Source organism: Ruegeria sp. BF10, assembly GCF_056538725.1.
The window spans coordinates 538544-557481 of record NZ_JBQFTR010000002.1 but is presented as its reverse complement, the minus strand read 5'-3'; the positions used below and the strand labels follow the sequence as shown (position 1 = coordinate 557481).

At 59.5% G+C, this 18938-nt stretch carries 19 protein-coding genes; 5 read left to right on the top strand and 14 right to left on the bottom strand.

The window, feature by feature from the left end:
• Positions 1–96: 96 nt before the first annotated feature.
• The 11 genes from ACR0DJ_RS12390 to ACR0DJ_RS12340 form a co-directional block, all read right to left on the bottom strand.
• A complete protein-coding gene (locus ACR0DJ_RS12390) occupies positions 97–858 on the bottom strand; it encodes a Phenylacetic acid catabolic protein (RefSeq protein ID WP_170346881.1) in 762 nt (253 codons plus the stop codon).
• Positions 859–871: 13 nt separating this feature from the next.
• Positions 872–1945, bottom strand: coding sequence for a 1,2-phenylacetyl-CoA epoxidase subunit PaaE (paaE, locus tag ACR0DJ_RS12385; protein WP_257601224.1), 1074 nt, complete (start codon positions 1943–1945; stop codon positions 872–874).
• A gap of 13 nt (positions 1946–1958) precedes the next feature.
• On the bottom strand, positions 1959–2417 hold the full coding sequence (gene paaD / locus ACR0DJ_RS12380) for a 1,2-phenylacetyl-CoA epoxidase subunit PaaD (protein ID WP_170346879.1): 459 nt from the start codon (positions 2415–2417) through the stop codon (positions 1959–1961).
• A 6-nt stretch (positions 2418–2423) separates the two neighbouring features.
• Positions 2424–3182: a 1,2-phenylacetyl-CoA epoxidase subunit PaaC gene (gene paaC / locus ACR0DJ_RS12375; protein ID WP_170346878.1), complete on the bottom strand. Its 759-nt coding sequence runs from the start codon at positions 3180–3182 to the stop codon at positions 2424–2426.
• Positions 3182–3466, bottom strand: coding sequence for a 1,2-phenylacetyl-CoA epoxidase subunit PaaB (gene paaB, locus ACR0DJ_RS12370; protein WP_050604311.1), 285 nt, complete (start codon positions 3464–3466; stop codon positions 3182–3184). Before paaB ends, paaC begins: the two co-directional genes overlap by 1 nt.
• 23 nt (positions 3467–3489) lie before the next feature.
• Positions 3490–4467, bottom strand: coding sequence for a 1,2-phenylacetyl-CoA epoxidase subunit PaaA (paaA, locus tag ACR0DJ_RS12365; protein WP_152460123.1), 978 nt, complete (start codon positions 4465–4467; stop codon positions 3490–3492).
• A 15-nt stretch (positions 4468–4482) separates the two neighbouring features.
• Positions 4483–5685 (bottom strand): 3-oxoadipyl-CoA thiolase, encoded by a 1203-nt coding sequence (gene pcaF, locus ACR0DJ_RS12360; RefSeq protein WP_170346877.1) that lies wholly within the window; start codon positions 5683–5685, stop codon positions 4483–4485.
• Between the two features lie 233 nt (positions 5686–5918).
• Positions 5919–6734, bottom strand: coding sequence for a PaaX family transcriptional regulator C-terminal domain-containing protein (locus ACR0DJ_RS12355; protein WP_480685162.1), 816 nt, complete (start codon positions 6732–6734; stop codon positions 5919–5921).
• A 168-nt stretch (positions 6735–6902) separates the two neighbouring features.
• Positions 6903–7934, bottom strand: coding sequence for a sterol desaturase family protein (locus tag ACR0DJ_RS12350; RefSeq protein ID WP_480685160.1), 1032 nt, complete (start codon positions 7932–7934; stop codon positions 6903–6905).
• Positions 7935–8031: 97 nt separating this feature from the next.
• Entirely contained in the window at positions 8032–8244 is a 213-nt protein-coding gene (locus ACR0DJ_RS12345; protein WP_480685159.1) for a hypothetical protein, read from the bottom strand.
• Positions 8245–8279: 35 nt separating this feature from the next.
• Positions 8280–9245, bottom strand: coding sequence for an NAD(P)-dependent oxidoreductase (locus tag ACR0DJ_RS12340; RefSeq protein WP_480685157.1), 966 nt, complete (start codon positions 9243–9245; stop codon positions 8280–8282).
• Positions 9246–9376: 131 nt separating this feature from the next.
• Here ACR0DJ_RS12340 and ACR0DJ_RS12335 point away from each other — a divergent pair, with 131 nt between their 5' ends.
• A complete protein-coding gene (locus ACR0DJ_RS12335; protein ID WP_425079121.1) occupies positions 9377–10252 on the top strand; it encodes a LysR family transcriptional regulator in 876 nt (291 codons plus the stop codon).
• 44 nt (positions 10253–10296) lie between these two features.
• Here ACR0DJ_RS12335 and ACR0DJ_RS12330 read toward each other — a convergent pair whose 3' ends face one another.
• Entirely contained in the window at positions 10297–11157 is an 861-nt protein-coding gene (locus ACR0DJ_RS12330) for a LysR family transcriptional regulator (protein ID WP_480686267.1), read from the bottom strand.
• 134 nt (positions 11158–11291) lie between these two features.
• Between ACR0DJ_RS12330 and ACR0DJ_RS12325 the strand changes: the two genes are divergently transcribed.
• From ACR0DJ_RS12325 to ACR0DJ_RS12310, 4 genes are read left to right on the top strand one after another with little or no spacing between them, the layout of a single operon-like run.
• Complete coding sequence (locus tag ACR0DJ_RS12325; RefSeq protein ID WP_480685156.1) at positions 11292–12467, top strand: pyridoxal phosphate-dependent aminotransferase; 1176 nt, start codon at positions 11292–11294, stop codon at positions 12465–12467.
• Entirely contained in the window at positions 12464–13666 is a 1203-nt protein-coding gene (locus ACR0DJ_RS12320; protein ID WP_170346870.1) for an acyl-CoA dehydrogenase, read from the top strand. The genes ACR0DJ_RS12325 and ACR0DJ_RS12320 overlap by 4 nt, the downstream gene beginning before the upstream one ends.
• Before the next feature lie 11 nt (positions 13667–13677).
• Positions 13678–15867 carry a thiamine pyrophosphate-dependent enzyme gene (locus ACR0DJ_RS12315; protein ID WP_425079124.1) on the top strand — a complete coding sequence of 730 codons (2190 nt, stop codon included), beginning with the start codon at positions 13678–13680 and terminating at the stop codon, positions 15865–15867.
• Positions 15864–16901 carry an ACP S-malonyltransferase gene (locus ACR0DJ_RS12310; protein WP_480685154.1) on the top strand — a complete coding sequence of 346 codons (1038 nt, stop codon included), beginning with the start codon at positions 15864–15866 and terminating at the stop codon, positions 16899–16901. Before ACR0DJ_RS12315 ends, ACR0DJ_RS12310 begins: the two co-directional genes overlap by 4 nt.
• A 97-nt stretch (positions 16902–16998) precedes the next feature.
• Here ACR0DJ_RS12310 and ACR0DJ_RS12305 read toward each other — a convergent pair whose 3' ends face one another.
• Together ACR0DJ_RS12305 and ACR0DJ_RS12300 are read right to left on the bottom strand one after the other, a co-directional pair.
• On the bottom strand, positions 16999–17871 hold the full coding sequence (locus ACR0DJ_RS12305; RefSeq protein WP_480685153.1) for an amidohydrolase family protein: 873 nt from the start codon (positions 17869–17871) through the stop codon (positions 16999–17001).
• The gene (locus tag ACR0DJ_RS12300) at positions 17868–18869 is read right to left on the bottom strand and encodes a nuclear transport factor 2 family protein (RefSeq protein WP_257601213.1); all 1002 of its coding nucleotides are present in this window, start codon (positions 18867–18869) and stop codon (positions 17868–17870) included. Before ACR0DJ_RS12300 ends, ACR0DJ_RS12305 begins: the two co-directional genes overlap by 4 nt.
• Positions 18870–18938: the final 69 nt, after the last annotated feature.

Sequence of the window (18938 nt, the reverse complement as noted above, 5' to 3'; positions counted from 1 at the left end):
TGCAACCAAACGATCCTTCAGGAACACATCTCAATCGCCAACGCGCTTGTCAGATCGCCTCGGAAACGGATTGGTCTCACTCCTTGAGACGTGCTTTTAGGAAGGTGATTTCAAACCCAGCTTTTTCAGGGCTGCATCCGCTGCCCGCGTCCACCTTTCCCGAAGGGCAGCGTTGGTGCTGTGGCGCAAGCCAAGTGATCTCAGATGCTCAAATCGTTTCGGGTCATCCCTCCCGAAAGACACAGCTACGCGGGGCCACCAATAGTCCACAGCGTCTTGCATATCTTGCGACTCTCCGTTTTCAACCAGCTTCACAGCACCTTCCAACGCCAGTTCGCCGTGATGCGCCTCGATCGGTGCGATCTGCCGGAAAGCCTCGGCGAGTGGTTGATAAGAGACGGTCGAGAACTCCGCCAGTTGCTCTGCCACGGCACGGCTCATCAGCAGGTTCATGACGACGGCGTCAGTCCAACCGGCAATCGGATAATTGAACACCGCAAGCCGCATGTCATGTTCGCTGCGGGTCGCGCCGATATCCGCTTTTCGATCCAACCGGGCAGTCCAGGGGTGATGCGTGGCATAACGATCCGTGTCGGCGCCGAACTCACCCATGATTTTCAGAACCCGGTCCGCGTGGTCCGTCTTTTCCAGCACGATCTTCGCCGCCGCGATACGTTCCTTTATGCCAGGGCCCTGGTTGATGACATCAGCAAAGCCTGCGGCACCTGCGAGTTCGCTGTCCACAAACGTAGCCATCAGTTTCATCAGCTCGGCGCGGTAACGCGGCGGTACGTTGGTCGGATTGGTCAGCACTCCGCCTGCGGCCAGGTAGCTGTCGAGTGTCATGGCGTCGGTCATTGATCCTCTCCCTTTACTGGTCGTAGTCCACGACCACGCGGTCGGTCACCGGGTAAGCCTGACAACTCAGCACGTAACCTTTTTCGACCTCGTAATCTTCCAGCGCGTGATTGGCGAGCATCTCGACCTCGCCCTCAAGAACACGGCAGCGGCAGGTCGAACAAACCCCGGCTTTGCAGGCGTAAGGCGCATCCATGGCGTTTTCCAAGGCTGCATCCAGAATGGACTGATCTTTCGGCAAGGTCACGGTCTGCGTCGCGCCATCCAATGTGATCAAAGCGCTGGTCTGGTTTGCCTGCGTGCCTGCGTCGGCCGCACTTGTCTCGCGCTTGGCCCGACCCGGCTGGGCGCTGGCAAAGAGTTCGAACTTGATCTGGCTGTCCTCAAGACCGTGTTCCCGCAGAGCGGCGGCAATACCCAGCATCATCGGCTCTGGTCCGCAGATGAATGCGGTGTCGGCAGTCTTGACATCGATCCAGTGCTTGAACAGCTCGCGGCATTTTTCCTGCGTTACCAGACCGGTGAACAGGTCAATCTCCTGCGCGTCCGTTTCCAGAATGTGGATGACGTTCAGCCGGCCCATATAGAGGTTCTTCAGATCCTCCAGTTCTTCACGGAACATGATCGTGTTGATGCCCTTGTTGGCATAGATCAGCGTAAAACGGGATTTGGGTTCGCGGGCCAAAGTGGTTTTGAGGATCGACAGAACAGGCGTGATCCCCGATCCGCCGGCAAAGCCAAGGTAGTGTTTTTCCGCATCCGCATCGATGGGTACGTGAAAATTGCCCATTGGTGGCATCGCCTGCACGACGTCACCTATGTTGAGCTCTTCATTTGCCCAGCTTGAGAACGCACCACCCTCGACGCGTTTTATGCCGACCTGAAGAACACCGTCATCCTTGCCGGCACAGATGGAGTAGGAGCGGCGCAGTTCTTCGCCGTCGAATTCGCGCCGGAACGTCAGGTACTGGCCGGCGGCGAAGTCGAACTGATCCGCTGCGCCGTTAACGGGTTCAAGCGTAACGACAACCGCATCGCGGATGGTTTTGTGGATGTCGGTGACTTTCAGGTCGTGAAAACGTGCCATCCGGTGCTCCTCCTCAGATGCACTTGAAATAGTCAAAGGGTTCCAGACAGTCCGTGCAGCGCCAATGGGCCTTGCACGGGGTCGAGCCGAACTGGCTGACCTTTTCGACTGCTTTGCTGCCGCAATGCGGGCAGCGATCCGGGCCGCCCGCGGGTTGCGGCGGCGCAATTCCATAATCTTCCAGCTTGGCGCGGCCTTTTTCGCTGAGCCAATCGGTGGTCCAGGCGGGTGAAATGCTGGTTTCTATGCGCAGATCCCCGATGCCGTGATCGCGCAGGGCGGTTTCGATATCCAGACTGATGATGGATGTCGCCGGGCAACCGGAATACGTTGGCGTGACGGTTACGACCAGCGTGTCAGCATCCCAGCGCACATCGCGCACTATGCCCAAATCCACGACGGAAATCACCGGGATTTCGGGATCGGGCACGGCATCCAGCCAGCTCCATATCTGGTCAGTCGAGACCCGCATCCGCTTTTACCACTTTGCTCCGGGATAGGCGCGTTGCAGCCATTGCATCTGCGTCAGCAGATGGCCCAGATGTTCGGTATGCATGCGCCCGTCGCGGCCGCCTTTATGGGCAAAACGGCTTTCCGGAATACTCAGCGTTGCCTGATTGAGGACCCGCTCAACCAGCGCGTCGTATTCCTCTCGCAAATCCGCCGGGTTCGGCGCGATACCTGCGGCGACCATCTGGGCGTCAACCTCGTCGCTGGCAAACATCTCGCCCACATAGGGCCACAGGTAATCCAGTGCGTCCTGCATCCGGGCATGGCTTTCCTCGGTTCCGTCACCAAGCCCCACGACCGTGTCGCCCGAACGTTCCAGATGGTAGGTCACTTCCTTGCTGGCCTTGGCGGCGATTGCCGCAACCCGCTGGTCCGAAGATGCCATCAGGCGTCCCAGCATGATCGAGTGCCACGCATCGAACAGGAATTGACGCATCAGCGTACGACCGAAATCGCCGTTCGGCACCTCGACCAGCAACACGTTGCGGAAATCCCAGGCGTCGCGCAGGAAAGCCAGATCGTCGGCGCTTTTGCCACCATCGGCCTCTCCTGCAAGGCCCAGCCACATCTGGGTCTGGCCAATCAGGTCCAGCGCGGTGTTGGCCAGCGCTATGTCTTCTTCCAGAACCGGCGCATGGCCGCACCACTCACTGACACGATGCCCGAGGATCAGTGTGTTGTCCCCCATCCGCAGCAGGAATTGCAGAAATGCCTCATCCCGGGTCATCACATTGCCCCCACTTCATCGGGAATGTCGAAGAAGGTCGGGTGCCGGTACACCTTGCTTTCGCTTGGTTCGTACAGCGGGCCTTTGTCGCTGGGCGATGACGCCGAGATATTGTTGGCTTCGACCACCCAGATCGAGACGCCTTCGTTGCGGCGGGTGTAGACGTCGCGCGCGTTCTTGATTGCCATTTCCGCGTCAGGGGCATGTAGCGAACCGACATGTCGGTGGCTCATCCCATGCTGACCGCGGATGAAGATTTCCCACAGGGGCCATTCGGTATTCATCGGGTATCCTCCTCAGGGTAAGCTTATTCAGCAGCCAGATTGCCGGCCTTTTTCTTGCGGGCGTGGGCCAACAGCCCGTCACGGACCCACTTGCCGTCGTCCCATGCCTTGTTGCGCGCGGCCAGCCGGTCCACGTTGCAGGGGCCGTTGCCTTTGATCACGTCAAAGAACTCGGACCAGTCGGGTTCCGTAAAGTCGTAGTGCCCCCGCTCTTCATTCCACTTCAGATCCGGGTCAGGGATCGTCAGGCCCAGATATTCAGCCTGCGGCACGGTCTGGTCGACGAATTTCTGGCGCAGCTCGTCATTGGTGTTGATCTTGATCTTCCACGCCATCGACTGGGCCGAATGCACCGAGTCCTTGTCGGACGGGCCAAACATCATCAGTGACGGGTACCAGAAACGGTTCATCGCATCCTGGGCCATCTTGCGCTGTTCCGGCGTGCCTTCGGCCATCTTGCGAATGGCATCGTACCCCTGGCGCTGGTGAAAGCTTTCTTCCTTGCAGATGCGGATCATCGCGCGCGAATACGGCCCGTAGGACGTTCTTTGCAGCGGCACCTGGTTCATGATCGCCGCGCCGTCAACCAGCCACCCGACGGCACCGATATCGGCCCAGTTCAAGGTCGGGTAATTGAAGATCGACGAGTATTTCATGCGGCCATCCAGCAGCATCTCGGTCAGCTCATCGCGGCTGACACCCAGCGTTTCGGCGGCACAATACAGGTAAAGACCATGCCCGGCCTCGTCCTGCACCTTGGCGAGAAGGATCGCCTTCCGCTCCAGTGTCGGCGCGCGCGTGATCCAGTTGCCTTCGGGCAATTGACCCACAATCTCGGAATGAGCGTGCTGGCCAATCTGACGGATCAGCGTCTTGCGATACCCGTGAGGCATCCAGTCCTTGGGCTCGATCTTGATATCCGCGTCGATCCGCGCCTGGAATTCAGCAAGCTTGTCCGGATCTTCATTCGACGCTTCGGATTCTACCATCTGAGCATACATGTCCCGTCTCCTCCGTTACACGCGTTCAAGTATAAGGGCCGCACCCTGCCCGACACCCACACACATGGTGCACAGGGCATAGCGCCCGCCGGTACGTTTCAATTGATAGGCCGCGGTCAGCACAAGACGCGCACCGCTCATGCCAAGGGGATGGCCCAGCGCTATCGCACCACCATTGGGGTTCACGTGGGCCGCGTCGTCGGGAAGACCCAGCTCGCGCAAGGTGGCAAGGCCCTGAGACGCAAATGCCTCGTTCAGTTCGATCACGTCCATCTGATCCACGCTCAGCCCTGCCCGGGCCAACACCTTGCGGCTGGCCGGTACCGGACCGATGCCCATCACACGTGGCGCAACACCCGCAACCGACATGCCAACCACTCGGGCCATCGGGGTCAGACCGTTCTTGGCTGCTGCGGCCTCATTCGCCATCAGGATCGCCGCCGCACCATCATTCACACCGGACGCATTCCCCGCCGTCACAGTCTTGTCGGGCCCGTTCACACCTTTCAGACCCGCGAGTTTTTCGGCCGTTGTTCCCGGGCGCGGGTGCTCATCCGTATCAACGACAATCGGATCGCCCTTGCGCTGGGGAACCGAAACCGGGGTGATTTCATCCTTGAACACGCCTGCCGCGTGCGCGGTGGCCCAGCGGGACTGGCTGCGCGCGGCAAAGGCATCCTGGTCTTCCCGGCTGATACCATAGTCTTCGGCGACATTGTCGGCCGTTTGCGGCATGGAATCGACGCCGTATGCCTGCTTCATCTTCGGGTTCACGAAACGCCAGCCGATCGTGGTGTCGTACACCGCATTGCTGCGGGTGAACGCCGAACTTGCCTTGGGCATCACGAACGGCGCGCGTGACATGCTTTCCACGCCCCCCGCGATGGCCAGATCGTAGTCGCCCGCCTTGATGCCGCGCGCCGCCATACCCACAGCATCCATGCCGCTGGCACATAGACGGTTCACCGTCGTTCCCGGAACGTCAATCGGCAAACCCGCCAGAAGAGCAGCCATACGCGCAACGTTTCGGTTGCTCTCGCCCGCCTGATTGGCATCGCCATAGATCACGTCGTCAACACTGGCCCAGTCGACCTGAGGGTTGCGCGCCTTCAATGCCGCCAACGGAAGAGCAGCCAGATCATCTGTGCGGACCGACGATAGCGCCCCTCCGTACCGTCCGATCGGAGTGCGCGTCGCGTCACAAATGAAAGCGTCCATCTTAGAGTACTCCTGTTCCCAAGGAACAATATCAACCGTCTGGTCGGTTAATAAATCCTCCCCTGATTCGATGCAAGACTTATGTTACTCAATCTTCTCACATGTCGCACATCCTGTAACATTAAATGTGCCTTCTGACCGAAGCGGTTTTTGCGACGGCACAAAACAGCGCAGTCACTTTTTGATTATGGCAGGAAACCCAACAGCTCGCCCGAGCTTTGCCCCGCTGTGGGTCAGTCCATCAGCTCGGCTTCCAAACTCGATAGCGAGGGGCGCGGCAGCCTTTCCAACAAGTGCGAGACAGCTTCTCTGCACGCCGCACCTTTCCAGTCGTCCGGCAGGAAAACCGGCGGCAGGCTTGGATGGCGCAGAACGATGCGTCGCCAGGCGTGCACGACCAGAACACGCAGAACCGCCGAACGCATCGGATCGCCCGCCCCCTCTGCGGGCAAAAGCCGCTCAACAACCTGAATGGCATCCCAGAACTGATCATAGGCGGTTTTCAACGGCTCCGGCCCGCACAGGTCGCGAAGCCAGTTCGGGACGGACATCGTGTCGCTCTCGAAACCCAGAAGCTCCTCAAGATCATCCGGCATCGGCCCGGGCGCCATGGCCGTGGACGCATTCAGCGAGAAGTAATCCCCTGTCAGCATCAGATCCGACAATTCCTTCCGGGAACTTTCCGAGTTGCTGGCGATAAGAACATGCCAGATATCCGGCATGTTCGAGTCGCGGGAATAGATACGCGGTGCGGCTGCAACGCTTTGACGGCGACCAAAGCTGGTCAGCCTGTGCACACTGTTCCGACCGACCCGCGTGCTTTCAATCCAGCCTTCCTTGCGCAACCGATGCAACGCAACCCGTGTGGCCTCGGCCCTGATCCCCGCCAGACGCGTAAGCGCCGTGATGAGTGATCCACTGATCTGATCCGACCCATCCTGCGCCAGATCGCCGAAAATCGTGACCAGAACTGACCACACCCGCTGGGTGCTTGTCGTGGTCAGCCGGCTGACACAGGATTCAAACCAATCTGGAGCAGTATCTTTCATTTGCCCAGTATAATCGGGCCCGAAGGAAATGCCATCCGGCCCCGCACGCCCAGTTTCGTACAGGGTCAGGATTTCGCCAACCGGGTCGGTTCAGTCAAGCGCTGTCGGGCAAAACAAGTGATCCGCCAAAGTGGTGCCATCTGTGCACCGCCCGCGTTGCGCGCCGCTCTATTTGGCGTGCATGTCACGTTTGCGGTTGCGTGTTCGTTTCGTGGCCTCTTCCGAGCCGTCGTGATAGGTTCCGAACCACTTGTCCCAGGGCATTTCCGCGTTGCCGTAATTGCATTCGTAATACCGGTGATGCAACTGGTGGAAAAACGCCCCAATCAACAACGCCTGACGGTCGCGCGCCCAGATGGCCTCGTACCCGGAATGAGACGAGGCGGCACCCAGCATAAGCCAATAGCCCAGAAAGATCATGTGCACCGGGTGGCTGGGCAATACCAACACGATAAGGATGGCGCTGAGATACCCGAAAGCCTCGACGGGGTGCATCGACATGCCTGACCATGGGCCGGTGTTGACGTTGCGGTGATGCACGGCATGAACATGCTTGTAGATGAATGGCTGGTGCAGAAGCAGGTGTACAACGTAGAAATGAAAGCTCTGCCAGATCGCCAGGGTCGGGAACAGCAACACGAACCAGACCGGATGCGCCGCGAAGCTGAGCGTGGCGATATAGTTGTTGGCATACATCCAGCGCAGAAAGCACTCCAGCATCGACAGGAATGTCGCGCCAAAGACCATCGAATGGTAGATGTTGTCCCACGTCTGATAGCCGAACTTGTACAAAGCGTTCTTGCGCTTCATGTAAGGCCGTGGGTCGTATTTCAGCAGCTTTCCCTGCCCGTCGACCCCATAGAACCACATGTGCAGGCCACCGGCGACGATCAACAGCAGCACCCAGTTCCGAATGAATACCCATGACACCCAGCCCGGGGCAAACGAGGCCTGCCCGACACCGACGGGTTGTACCCAGAAGGCCACCAGGAAGGCCAAGGCCAGAAAGATCGAGCGGTCCGAGAACTGAAGCCAGTTCTGCCAAACCCATTTCGCCAGGACGCCGGTTTTCGGCGGCCAGTTCCAGTACGGGGCGTATTTCACCGGCAAGTCCGGGTGCCAATACCATTCGCGGCTCATGGGGCCGGGCTCGGGGTTTGCTTTGGTGATGTCCTGAGGGTTCCCATCTGGGGTCGTCACGTGATTGTCCTTTCCTGAATAAAGTCGCCTTTGCAGGACCAAGCCGGAGGCGGCTCGTAAGGATGTTTGCGTGATGGCCGGCGATACATGATGTGACCTATTCGCGGGACGGGCGGCGGTTGTCGAGCGCCTTGCGCGACCTGCCCCGCCCATCCGGTTTCTTGCGGACACCGGCACCGGAAAACGAACCGCTCCCCTCAGAAACGGCGGCACGAAAAACGGCCAGACGTTCCAGCCGATTTGCTTCAGGCGTGATGCAGGATCCGCCCATGTCGGCGAATGCAATGGCGCAAGAATGACGACCCGCCATGGCGTAGACCCGTTTCCTGCCCGCCGCGCACCGCCCTATTCGGCGGCCTTCAGGTCAGATCCTTGCGGGATCACTTCGTAACCGGGCTCTTCCGGTTCATCGTCCCGCATTTCCGATGGGAACCCCGGCGCGCGGATATCCAGCCCGGTTTTGTCTTCAAGCCGGCGGATGATGTTGGGGGAAAACTCACGAGGGCCGTATTTCTCGATCCCGTCCCTGAAAATCTCGATCATCAGCGGATTGATCTCCAGCGGCACCCCGGCGCGATCCGCGACCTCCTGAAACAGGCCGATATCCTTCAACACCAGGTCCATCGTGAACGAGATATCGCGAGATCCGTTTAGGATAACCTGGCTTTCGGTTTCATGCACGAAGGATGTCCCCGAACTGATCTTCATTGCCTCATACGCCGTGTTCAAATCCATTCCGGCGGCCTTGGCGACGACAAGCGCCTCTGAACAGGTGATCAGGTTTGCGGTGGCCAGATAGTTGGTCAGCACTTTCAGTACCGAAGCAGATCCCAGCTCACCGGTATGAAGGATGCGACGCCCCATCGTGGTCAGAAAGGGCAGAATACGTTCGAACGTGGCGCGATCACATCCGGCAAAAATCGAAATGTTGCCGGTATCCGCCCGATGACACCCGCCCGAAACCGGACAATCGACGGCAGCGCCACCGCGTTCCTTCACCATCGAACCCAGACGCTTGACCTCTGCTTCATCCGTCGTGGACATTTCCATCCAGATTTTGCCCTCGGTCACTTCGGGCAGCATGTCCTGCATCACGGCGTCCGAAGCCGCCGGAGAAGGTAGGCAGGTGATGACCGCATCACAATCCCGCATCAGTTGTGCCGGATTCTCGGCAGCCTTTGCCCCGCGGTCGACGAAACCTGACACCAGGTCAGAGCTCAGATCATGTACGGTCAGATCAACGCCATTGCGCAGCAAACTGCCACTGAGTTTCCCGCCGACATTTCCAAGGCCGATGAATCCAACTTTCATACCTGCGTTCCCTTTCCGGTGGCCAATCAGAGGACCAGCACTGTTTTCCCTGATGAAATCTACGGGCGTTGAATGCAGCGTGTAAAACGAATAAACATCGCCGGTATCCATAAAATTTTTTGGTGCTGGAAATGTCCAAATCGCCCAATCTGGTCTGGCTGCGGTCTTTTGACTGTGCCGCACGGCATATGAGCTTTACTGCTGCGGCAGAAGAACTTGGCATCACACAGACGGCCTTGAGCCTGCACGTCCGCTCATTGGAAGCTCAGCTGGGCTGTCCTTTGTTCTTTCGCGCCGCGCGAAACCTCAGCCTGACAGAGGTCGGGCAGGCGTATGCGTTTTCAGTTCGGCGTGCCTTGGGCGATATCGACCTATCAACCGCAAGCCTGTTTGGCTCCAGTCAAAAGCACGAGCTGGTCGTGCGTGTGCCGATTTCCACGGCCAGCTTGTTCCTTGCCGGCAGATTGCCCGAGTTTTCACGCACACACCCGGGTGTGTCGATCAGGTTGGTTTCAAATATCTGGGCAGAATCCGCAGGCAGGGAAAACGTCGATGTCGAACTGCGTTTGGGGAACGGGGAATGGAACGACGGGCCGTTCAGCAAGATCTCGGATGAGCGCATCGTTCCGGTTGCTGCCAGATCACGAGAACGGAAATGGCCTTCGACGAAAGAACTGCTGGTCAAGCCCCAGATACAGATCTTGGGATTTCAGGACATGTGGCACCGGTATTTTTCCGCTTTCGGCACAGAGTATTCTCCTGCGGCGTCTGCCTTCACCGTGGACACGACAATTGCCGCCGTGGACATCGTGGCGGAAGGTGGAGGATACGCGGTAATCCTTGAGCGCTTTGCCAGAACGGCAATCGAGGCCGGAAGATCCATCGCGATTGTCGGGGACGCCATTCCAATCGAACAGAGCCATTTCCTTGTCGATGGCCAGAGATCGAACGCGAACTCTGCGGCAAAACAGATGTTTGAAACCTGGCTCAAACAGGTTTTTGCCTGAGACGTGCCTGCGGGCAATGAGTTCAATCTTCTGTATTTGCCCAGTTACGCGCGTGCCCGCGTCTGCTTGCTGATCCAGTTTGCAAAAGCCTGAACCGCGTCGTTCTTCTGACCAGTTGGCGTCGCAATGTAATAGGCGCTGTTCGACGTGTTGGTGATCTGGCCGATTTCGGTCAGAACGCCGGACGCCAGCTCTTCTTCTATCAGGTAAGAGGGCAGAATGGCGGCACCCAAACCGACGACGGCGGCCTCGATCAGCATCGAGAACTGGTCAAACCGCATCCCCGGAAAAACCGCCCCCGGATCCAGCCCGAGTTGAGAGTGATAGGTGGACCACAGTTCGGGGCGCGAGGTCAGATGCAAAAGCGGCAGATCAAAGGTTTGCGCGCGGGTGTCCAGCCTGTGACGTCTCAGCAGCGCGGGTGCTGCCGTGACCACCAGATGCTCGGGGAACAACCTGCGCAGTTGCGCACCCGGCCAATCCTCCTGCCCGAAATGGATGGCCAGATCCATGCGTCGTTCTTCAAGGCTGAAAGGAGTCGTGTAGGAATGCAGATCCAGTTCGATCCCGGGATGGCGCGTTTTGAAATCCGGCAGGCGCGGCACCAGCCACCGTGTCGCAAAGGTGGGCAGGACGGCCAGCGTCAACAGCGACGCACCGTCTCCGGCTGCAATTGCACGGTTGATCGTACCACTGAGACGCTCAAGATCACCTGCCAGCTCGTCCCGCAAGGCCCGCCCCGCCTTGGAAAGGCGCACTGCGCGTCCGACCCGCCGAAACAGCGTAACGCCAATCGCGGCCTCAAGCTCTCGGACCTGACGGCTGATCGCGCTTTGGGTCACGCCAAGCTCCTCGGCCGCCATGGTATAGCTTTCATGGCGCGCGGCGGCTTCGAAACTGCGCATGAGCGCAAGAGATGGAAGTGAATTGATCCGGGGCATGACATTCATGAGTTTTAGTCACTGAAAGGATACTTATTGGCGTATTTTTATCAAGTGACTTTCTGGCTAGAACCGAACCTGTTTGCAGAGGAAGGTTCATGGTGTTCCAGCGCGCTGACCGGTTGAACGGTATCGAATTGTCGGAAATCGTCCAGATCTCAGAGACCGCCGCCCGCCTGCGCGCCCAAGGGCGTGATATTCTTGCGCTGTCTACCGGCGAACCGGACCTGCCGACGCCGCCCCATGTGGTCGAAGCTGCCCATTCAGCGACACTGGAGGGCAAAACCAAGTACCCGCCCACTGCGGGTGTGCCTGCGCTGCGCACGGAAATCGCCCGACAAGCGGGGGCCGAGATTGCTCAGGTCATCGTTTCAACAGGCGCGAAACAGGTGATCGCGAATGCCATGCTGGCCAGCCTTAACCCCGGCGACGAAGTGATCATGCCTGCACCTTATTGGACGAGTTATTCCGATATTGTCCGGATGGCAGGTGGGGTGCCGGTGGTTTTGCCCTGCCCGATGGAGCAGGGCTTCAAACTGCTGCCTGAACAATTGCAGGCCGCCATTACGCCGCGCACCCGCTGGCTGATGCTGAACTCGCCCTCGAACCCGTCGGGCGCGATTTATTCGAAGGCAGAACTTGCGGGGCTGGCAGAAGTGCTGGAGCACCACGCGCAGGTCTGGGTTCTGGCCGATGAGATTTATCGCCATCTCAGCTTTGCACCTTTCACGTCCGCAGCCGAGGCCGCCCCGGCGCTGACCCATCGCATGTTGATCGTCAACGGTGTGGCCAAAGCGTGGTCGATGACCGGATGGCGCATCGGCTGGGGGATCGGACCGACCGATCTGATAAGCGCCATGATCGCTGTTCAGGGTCAGGTCACATCAGGGGCATGCTCGATCTCGCAATGGGCGTCGCTGGCCGCGATAACTTGCGAACCCGAGTTGCTGGAGGAGCGTCGCGCCCTGTTTGTCGCGCGCCGCGATCTGGTCGTCGACGGGTTGAATGCCGTGCCCGGGCTGCGCTGTTCCACCCCGGACGGGGCGTTTTATGCCTTTCCGTCCTGCGCTGGCCTGCTGAAGGAACAAGGCGGGCCATTTGACAGCGACGCGGAATTCTGCACGTGGTTGCTGGAAGATGCCGGCGTTGCCCTGGTGCCCGGCCGCGCCTTTGGGATGCCAGGCCATCTTCGCCTGTCGTTCGCTTATGCCGAAGATACAATTGCAGCGGGCCTTGCACGTCTGAAAACCGCTGTGGAAAGGAAACTTGCATGAAACCTCAATCCGCCCCGCACCTTGGCCCCTTCACCTGGGACGACCCGTTCCTGATGGAAGACCAGTTGGCCGAAGACGAACGCATGGTTCGTGACGCAGCACATGCCTACGCGCAGGACAAGCTGCTGCCTCGGGTAACTGCCGCGTTTGCCAATGAAGAAACCGACCCGGCCATCTTTCGCGAGATGGGTGAGATGGGCTTGCTGGGGACAACCATCCCTGAGGAATATGGCGGCATTGGGTCCAGCTATGTGACCTATGGCCTGGTCGCGCGCGAGGTCGAGCGTGTGGACAGCGGCTATCGTTCGATGATGTCGGTGCAGTCCAGTCTGGTGATGTATCCGATTTACGCATACGGCACCGAAGAGCAGCGCCAGAAGTACCTGCCCAAACTGGCAACCGGCGAATTTATCGGCTGCTTCGGGCTGACGGAACCCGATGCCGGTTCCGACCCCGGTTCGATGAAGACCGTCGCAAGGAAAACCGAGGGCGGCTATGTGCTGAACGGGTCCAAAATGTGGATCTCGAACGCCCCGATCGCCGATGTGTTCGTCGTTTGGGCCAAGTCCGAGGCGCATGGCGGCAAGATCAAGGGCTTTGTTCTGGATAAGGGAACGGCGGGACTGTCGGCCCCCAAGATCGAAGGCAAGCTGTCTCTGCGCGCCTCGATCACCGGTGAGATCGTGATGAACAATGTCGAGGTCGGCGAAGACGCCCTGCTGCCCAATGTCGAAGGTCTGAAGGGCCCGTTCGGCTGTCTGAACCGTGCGAGGTACGGCATTGCCTGGGGGTCGATGGGGGCCGCCGAGGCGTGCTGGCACGCGGCCCGGCAATACGGGCTGGACCGCAAACAGTTCGGCCGTCCGCTGGCGCAGACACAACTGTTCCAGCTGAAGCTTGCCAACATGCAGACCGAGATCACGCTGGGCCTGCAAGCCGCGCTGCGCGTGGGTCGCCTGATGGACGAGGCCCGCGCCGCGCCCGAGATGGTCAGCCTGATCAAACGGAACAATTGCGGCAAGGCGCTTGAGATCGCCCGTCATGCCCGCGACATGCATGGTGGCAACGGGATCAGTCAGGACTTTCACGTGATCCGTCACATGGTGAACCTTGAAACCGTCAACACCTATGAAGGCACCCATGATGTGCACGCCCTGATCCTGGGCCGTGCGCAGACAGGTCTGCAAGCCTTCGCCTAAGGACATCAGACATGGATCGCGCCGCAATCGTGCATGACAATTTCCTGCGCCGTGTTGCGGCGCGGGACTTTCCCGAAGGGTCCGCACCGGCCGGACCGCTGAGCGGTCATGAAGCCGTCGCGCTTTACAGGGCGCAATGCCTGAGCCGGGCGCTGGACCGGCAAAGCCGCGCGATGCAGAAGGCCGGTCAGGGGTTCTATACGATCGGGTCGTCCGGACATGAGGGCATGGCGGCCGTTGCCGCAGCCCTGCGCCCGACCGATCCGGCCTTTCTGCACTACCGCGATGCGGCCTTTCAGATTGCCCGCTCGGATCAGGTGCCGGGCCACAGCCCGACATGGGATATTCTGCTGTCCTTTGCCTCGTCTTCCGAGGACCCGATCAGTGGCGGGCGTCACAAGGTGCTGGGATCGAAAGCGCTGTGCATTCCGCCGCAGACCTCGACCATCGCCAGCCATCTTCCCAAAGCGGTCGGCGCGGCATATGCCGTCGCCGCTGCACGGCGTCATCGCCCTGAGCATGCAGACATGCCCGAGGATGCCATCGTATTTTGTTCCTTCGGGGATGCCTCGGCCAACCACTCCACCGCACAGGGCGCGTTCAACACGGCGCAGTGGACGTCCTTTCAATCTGTGCCTCTGCCCCTGATGTTCTGCTGCGAAGACAACGGGATCGGCATCTCGACCAAAACGCCGAAAGGCTGGATCGCGGCCACTTTCGCCAACCGTCCGGGCCTGAAGTATTTCTCGTGCGACGGGTTGGATTTGTTCGACACCTACCGCGTCGCGCAACAGGCGGCCGACTATGTGCGCAGCCGAAAGAAACCCGCCTTCCTGCATGTTCGGACCGTGCGTCTGTACGGTCACGCCGGGGCCGATATGCCAACCACCTATATGCCAAAGGCCGAGGTTGAGGCCGAAGAGGCCAACGACCCGCTGCTGCATTCCGTGCGCCTGCTGGATCAGTGCGGCGCGATGAGCCCGGACCAGGCGTTAGGCGTCTACAATGATACCTGCGCCCGGGTCGCCCGCGTGGCCGAACAGGCTGTCACACGCCCGCGCCTGCAAAACGCAAAAGAGGTGATGGCCAGCCTGATCCCGCCCGCACGCCCCTGCGCACCGACCAACGGCCCAACCCCCGAGCGTCGGGCCGAGGTGTTCGGCGGCGATCTCAAGGCCCATTCCGAACCGCAGATCATGTCGCGATTGATCAACTGGGCCCTGACCGATCTGATGCTGGAACATGGCGAGATCGTCATGATGGGCGAAGATGTAGGGCGCAAAGGCGGCGTTTACGGCGTGACCCAAAAGCTGCAAACACGGTTTGGCCCTGACCGGATGATCGACACGTTGCTGGACGAACAGTCGATCCTGGGCCTGGCGATCGGCATGGCTCAGAACGGGTTCACGCCAATGCCTGAAATCCAGTTTCTGGCGTATCTTCACAATGCCGAGGATCAGCTGCGTGGTGAGGCCGCCACCCTGCCCTTTTTCTCGAATGGTCAATACACCAACCCGATGGTCGTGCGCATTGCCGGGCTGGGGTATCAAAAAGGGTTTGGGGGACATTTCCACAACGACAACTCGGTCGCTGTATTGCGCGACATTCCGGGCCTGATCCTGGCCTGCCCGTCGAACGGTGCCGACGCCGCGCGGATGCTGCGTGAATGCGTGCGTCTCGCGCGTGAAGAACAGCGGCTGGTCGTCTTCCTCGAACCCATCGCGCTCTACCCGATGCGGGACCTGCACGAGGCCGGAGACGGCGGCTGGATGCAAACCTATCCCGACCCTTCTGAAAAGATCGGCTTCGGCGAGGTGGGCGTGGACGGTGACGGTGACGATCTGGCCATCGTCACCTTTGGAAATGGCGTCTATCTCAGCCATCAGGCGCGCACGGCCTTGCAGGCCGACGGGATCAAGACACGGATCATCGATATGCGCTGGTTGTCCCCTTTGCCCAAAGCGGCACTGACACGGGCCGTAACCGGGGCCAAACGCATCCTGATCGTCGACGAAACCCGCCACCATGGCGGCGTGGCCGAAGCTTTGATGGCGCATTTCCACGAAACCACCGATGTGCCGCTGGCTCGTATTACCGCCGAAGACAGCTTTATCGCCACGGGCCCGGCCTATGCTGCGACCATGCCATCGAAAGACAGCATCGAAGCCGCCGCGCGATCCTTGATGGAGGCCGGCACATGAGTTCCGCCAAACAGACTGCCGTCGTCATCTGCCCTGGCCGGGGTACTTACAACAAACCCGAACTGGGTATCTTGAGCCGGCAATTCAGCGACAAGGCCCTGCTGCGGCGCTTTGATGACATGCGGCGCGCGCGGGGACAAGATACCCTCAGCGAACTGGACGGTGCCGCCCGATATTCCATTGCCAAGCACACGCGCGGCGACAATGCATCTGCTTTGATCTATGCCGCTACTCTGGGCGATTTCCGCGCCATCAACCCTGACAAAATCGAAGTGGTTGCGGTTACGGGAAATTCGATGGGCTGGTATTCGGCGCTGGCCTGCGGCGGTGCGCTGTCAGCCGAAGGAGGGTTCGAGGTGGTCAACACCATGGGCACTCTGATGCAGGAAAACATGATCGGCGGCCAATTGATCTATCCTTTCATGGATTCCGACTGGCATCCTGACCGGGTCCGCAAGGCAGAGCTGCTTGCCTTGGTGGATGACATTGACCGAACCGATGCAACGCTGACGCTGTCGATTGATCTGGGCGGCATGTTGGTGCTTGCAGGCGATGACGCCGGTTTGGCCGCGTTCGAAAAGGCCGTACCGGTGGTTCAGGAACGTTTTCCAATGCGATTGGCCAACCATGCCGGGTTCCATTCGCATCTTCAGACTCCGGTCTCGGCGCAGGGCCGCACGCAACTGGGCGCTGGCCTGTTTCGGCAACCGGACCTGCCCCTGATCGACGGTCGTGGCCGGATATGGTGGCCCGGAGCGTGCGACCCGAATGCGCTTTGGGATTACACATTGGGCCACCAAGTGACCGAAACTTATGATTTCACCCATGCCATAGCGCAAGCCGCGCATGAGTTCGCACCGGATCTGTTCATTGTGACCGGTCCCGGCACCACGCTGGGCGGAGCCGTCGCACAAAGCCTGATCCTGACCAATTGGTCCGGACTGTCGGACAAGTCGACATTCCAGTCTCGCCAGAGAAACAGCCCGATTCTGTGTTCGATGGGAATGGATGATCAAAGGAAACAGGTGACATGATCCTGCGGGCCCGCCGGTCAGCCTCTGAGCCGGCGCGCCGGGATTGCCAAGCCGTCTCAGAAAACCGGTGCAGGGAGTCCGGTTGTCACGACCGTCGCTATTCAATGCGATAGAAACGTTTTGATGTGCCGCGAAAGACGTCGTCCAGCATCGACCCCGGGATGAGTTTCTCATGCCGGGAAACGGCTTCCGTGTAGGTCGAAGTAAGGCTGTCGACCGGGAAATTCGATCCGAACATGCAGCGATCGGCGCCAAACTGGGACAGGCAAGTTGAAACGATCGGCGAGACACTTTCAGCGTTCCAGTTGTGGTCGAACATTCCCAGGCCGGAGAGTTTGCAAAAGACATGTGGCAGGTTTGACAAGGCCGTCAATTCATCTGCCCACCGTCGCAACCCTTGCGGAGTCCGGTCGTAGGGCGAACCTGCGTGGCAAAGAACGATCCGGGTCTCCGGAACCTGTGCAAGGACATTCGCGGCTTGACCCATCAGCTCAGGCAGCAGTTGAAGATCAAAGGAAAGACCGCGCGCACCCAGATTCACAAGACCTTCCAAGAATTTTGGGTCTTGCAGCAGGACGTTGGTCCCTGAAAGCGCGTCTTCACCCGGAGCCCGGCCAATAATCTGACGAACGCCACGCACTGAAGGCAGGGTTTGAAGACGGTCGAGCTGTGCATCCAGATCATCCGATGTCAGATCGCAGAATGCCACCTGCACCAACGGCCAGTCCGGGAACTGGTCGGCAACGGATTGTACCCACTGCGCCTCGGCCCAGGGGTCAGCGGCGCCGACCTGAATGTGAACCGAAGCGCCGAACCCCATGGCTTCGGCGTCCGCGCGAAACTCCGGCAGCAAATAGTCCCGCTGGATGGAAGACGGATCGCCGAAAAACCGAACGATACCTTTCTCTGTAAGCCAGGGGTAGTGCACGGCGGAAAGATCCCACAGGTGGTGATGCGCATCTATCTTCATGATGCTTCGATCCCGGTGGTACGCGCCAGAATATCCACACCCTGCCCTTTCCAGAAATGCAGCAAGTCGATGAAGATCCAGTTTTCGGCCAGCTTGTCTTCGACGCGGCGATAGATATCGATCACCCTGAATTCGCCGGGTTTGCCGGTGGCTGGCATCCCCATGAAACCCCCTGTAGGCGTGGCAGTGAAGTTGGGCCATCCAAAGAAGCCACCGTAATGCCCTTCGGCCAGACGGCAGACGTGATTGGTCTTTGACCGGTCCGTGAAGGCGGCGCGAAACGGGCCAGAGTGTTGCCTGGCATAGCGTTCTATCGTGTAGGTCGCGCCAATTCCTTCGGGGCCCCACCAGATCATGTCCTGATGCCACGTTCGCGCCAATTCTTCTTCCAGCGACAGTCCGCTGTCCCAACGACCCAGATCCGCAATCATCGCGTTGATGACCGCCAGCGTCTTTTCGCCTTCGTCTGCGGGTTGCTCATCAAGCAGCAAACCATCATGGGACCTCGGTCCGGGCTGCACCAGATGTGCCGCGGTCTGGGGGGGGAACGGGTTCTGGCCAGCCTGGACCATCAGGTGCGGGATGTCGAAATACATCGCCGTTTCGACAATTCTGCCACCGGCCACCTTGTAGAACGCGCAATAACGCAGGAATGCCATCTTGCCGGTCGGGCGAATACCTAGCCACGGTCGGTCGAACAGCCCCATCAGATGGCCCATGGCAACAACCCAAACGTCGGTTTCCTTGCGTAACGCGTTTTGTCCCGCAAACAGAATATCCACTCGGTTCTGCACGTGAGCAAGGCTGCCCTTCAGCGGCTGCCAGAATTGCCGGGCAACCTGTTCGGCGCCGTTGATTTCGTTGAACGGGTGAAAGCCGCGCCACCTCAAATCCGAAGCGCAGAATTGGCTCATCACCTTCGGAGTTTCCGTCACTGTGGCGGAGTCCAGTGCGGTGTGAAACGCAGAGACCAGTTTTTTTTCTGTCTGAAAGTTCACGGTTTTACCATTGTAGTCATAGTTTTGCGAGCGGCGTGAAGCCAGATTGAGTCGGATTTCCTCCGCCAT

Coding starts and splice junctions, on each gene's coding strand:
- ACR0DJ_RS12390 (WP_170346881.1), bottom strand. CDS start 858: ATGACCGACGCCATGACACTCGACAGCTACCTGGCCGCAGGCGGAGTG.
- ACR0DJ_RS12330 (WP_480686267.1), bottom strand. CDS start 11,157: ATGCGCAGTTTCGAAGCCGCCGCGCGCCATGAAAGCTATACCATGGCG.
- ACR0DJ_RS12335 (WP_425079121.1), top strand. CDS start 9,377: ATGTCCAAATCGCCCAATCTGGTCTGGCTGCGGTCTTTTGACTGTGCC.
- ACR0DJ_RS12345 (WP_480685159.1), bottom strand. CDS start 8,244: ATGGCGGGTCGTCATTCTTGCGCCATTGCATTCGCCGACATGGGCGGA.
- paaD (WP_170346879.1), bottom strand. CDS start 2,417: ATGCGGGTCTCGACTGACCAGATATGGAGCTGGCTGGATGCCGTGCCC.
- ACR0DJ_RS12320 (WP_170346870.1), top strand. CDS start 12,464: ATGAAACCTCAATCCGCCCCGCACCTTGGCCCCTTCACCTGGGACGAC.
- ACR0DJ_RS12305 (WP_480685153.1), bottom strand. CDS start 17,871: ATGAAGATAGATGCGCATCACCACCTGTGGGATCTTTCCGCCGTGCAC.
- paaB (WP_050604311.1), bottom strand. CDS start 3,466: ATGAATACCGAATGGCCCCTGTGGGAAATCTTCATCCGCGGTCAGCAT.
- ACR0DJ_RS12310 (WP_480685154.1), top strand. CDS start 15,864: ATGAGTTCCGCCAAACAGACTGCCGTCGTCATCTGCCCTGGCCGGGGT.
- paaE (WP_257601224.1), bottom strand. CDS start 1,945: ATGGCACGTTTTCACGACCTGAAAGTCACCGACATCCACAAAACCATC.
- paaA (WP_152460123.1), bottom strand. CDS start 4,467: ATGTATGCTCAGATGGTAGAATCCGAAGCGTCGAATGAAGATCCGGAC.
- pcaF (WP_170346877.1), bottom strand. CDS start 5,685: ATGGACGCTTTCATTTGTGACGCGACGCGCACTCCGATCGGACGGTAC.
- ACR0DJ_RS12355 (WP_480685162.1), bottom strand. CDS start 6,734: ATGAAAGATACTGCTCCAGATTGGTTTGAATCCTGTGTCAGCCGGCTG.
- paaC (WP_170346878.1), bottom strand. CDS start 3,182: ATGACCCGGGATGAGGCATTTCTGCAATTCCTGCTGCGGATGGGGGAC.
- ACR0DJ_RS12315 (WP_425079124.1), top strand. CDS start 13,678: ATGGATCGCGCCGCAATCGTGCATGACAATTTCCTGCGCCGTGTTGCG.
- ACR0DJ_RS12340 (WP_480685157.1), bottom strand. CDS start 9,245: ATGAAAGTTGGATTCATCGGCCTTGGAAATGTCGGCGGGAAACTCAGT.
- ACR0DJ_RS12325 (WP_480685156.1), top strand. CDS start 11,292: ATGGTGTTCCAGCGCGCTGACCGGTTGAACGGTATCGAATTGTCGGAA.